We start from the raw sequence: 2,242 nt of genomic DNA on the forward strand, positions 1-2,242 counted from the left end.
GAAGGTGTAACGTATGATCCAGAAACAAGCACAATTAGTGGAAGTCCAACAGAAGTAGGAGAATATCCAGTAACAGTTGTGACAACAGATGCGAATGGTAATAAGACAGAAACAACATTCACGATTACAGTAACGGATAAAACAGCACCAACGGTGGAAAATATTCCAGATCAAGAAAAAGAAGTAAACACACCGATTGATTCAATCACAATTCAAAGTGAAGATAACAGTGGCAAACCTGTTACTAATGAGGTAAGTGGTTTACCAGAAGGTGTCACTTTCGATCCAGAAACAAACACAATCAATGGTAGTCCAAGTGAAGTGGGTGAGTATCCAGTAACAGTTGTGACAACGGATGCGAATGGTAATAAGACAGAAACAACATTCACGATTACAGTAACGGATAAAACAGCACCAACGGTGGAAGCAATTCCAGATCAAGAAAAAGAAGTAAACACACCGATTGATTCAATCACAATTCAAAGTGAAGATAACAGTGGCAAACCTGTTACTAATGAGGTAAGTGGCTTACCAGAAGGTGTAACGTATGATCCAGAAACAAGCACAATTAGTGGAAGTCCAACAGAAGTAGGAGAATATCCAGTAACAGTTGTGACAACGGATGTGAATGGTAATAAGACAGAAACAACATTTACGATTACAGTGACAGATACAACAGCACCAACGGTGGAAAATATTCCAGATCAAGAAAAAGAAGTAAACACACCGATTGATTCAATCACAATTCAAAGTGAAGATAACAGTGGCAAACCTGTTACTAATGAGGTAAGTGGTTTACCAGAAGGTGTAACTTTCGATCCAGAAACAAACACAATCAATGGTAGTCCAAGTGAAGTGGGTGAGTATCCAGTAACAGTTGTGACAACGGATGTGAATGGTAATAAGACAGAAACAACATTTACGATTACAGTGACAGATACAACAGCACCAACGGTGGAAAATATTCCAGATCAAGAAAAAGAAGTAAACACACCGATTGATTCAATCACAATTCAAAGTGAAGATAACAGTGGCAAACCTGTTACTAATGAGGTAAGTGGTTTACCAGAAGGTGTAACTTTCGATCCAGAAACAAACACAATCAATGGTAGTCCAAGTGAAGTGGGTGAGTATCCAGTAACAGTTGTGACAACAGATGCGAATGGTAATAAGAGAGAAACAACATTTACGATTACAGTGACACCGAAAGGTTCAGGCAAACTAGGCATGCCGAGTGAGTCAGGTGCGTCAAACGAATCACATAATCTTAATACACAGGAAGAAAATAGTAATCATAATGTTCAGGATAATGCATCTAACCAAGATAAGAAAACATCAAATAATAAAAAACAAGCCTTGCCAAAAACTGGTAAAAATGAAAATAATAATGCTACATTATTAGGTAGTATTTTAGCAGCTATTGCAGGGATATTATTATTAGGAAGAAGAAAGAAAAAACAATAACATGCATTCTATCTTTTTATTAGAGCAAAGATTTGAGCATTAAAAAGCTAGATCATATCAATATTGATATGATCTAGCTTCAAAACGTAAACAAACCTTAGATATAAGTTCGTCTAAGGTTTGTTTATTTATTATATGTTGGTTAATTTTATTAAATAATTGTTGTCTTTTATCAATTACATGGGTATTTTTTAAGATTCATGTTAGTATAAATTAGTGTGGTATCTACAAAAACTTTAAATTAACAATAAAACTGTATTTTAAAAAGTTACTTATAAGGGAAAACAATATAATGGATGTGTTACAAAAAGTTCTAACCTTATTATTATTTCTTAGTGGTTACATCGTTGTTCTATTTATGAACTGGCTACGCAAATGCAATGATAAATAGGCGACTAGCCATACTAAAAAATCCTCTCACTACTGACATAGTGAGAGGATTTTTTGATGCATACGTGCACAATATCTTTGTTAATTGCGTTATAATATTATATTGGATAGGAACGCAAAAATTGCTAAAGGGTATTTGAAAAAATATGAATAAATATATACTTTGTATATAGTTGTTTTGGTTCTGTTGCAAAGTTGAATTTATAGTATAATTTTAACAAAAAGGAGTCTTCTGTATGAACTATTTCAGATATAAACAATTTAACAAAGATGTTATCACTGTAGCCGTTGGCTACTATCTAAGATATGCATTGAGTTATCGTGATATATCTGAAATATTAAGGGAACGTGGTGTAAACGTTCATCATTCAACGGTCTACCGTTGGGT

1 protein-coding gene and 1 pseudogene are annotated in these 2,242 nt (G+C 34.2%); both read left to right on the forward strand.

The window, feature by feature from the left end; all coding sequences use genetic code 11:
- Positions 1–1,464: putative Ig domain-containing protein (locus ACP7BT_RS13520; protein WP_426303791.1), on the forward strand; the 1,464-nt coding region annotated here is incomplete at its 5' end.
- 626 nt (positions 1,465–2,090) lie between these two features.
- Positions 2,091–2,242: pseudogene (locus ACP7BT_RS13525) on the forward strand (IS6 family transposase); the annotation flags it as partial.

The sequence above is a fragment of the Staphylococcus sp. Y174-1 genome (assembly GCF_049897865.1).
In the GTDB taxonomy this organism is placed as follows: domain Bacteria; phylum Bacillota; class Bacilli; order Staphylococcales; family Staphylococcaceae; genus Staphylococcus; species Staphylococcus saprophyticus.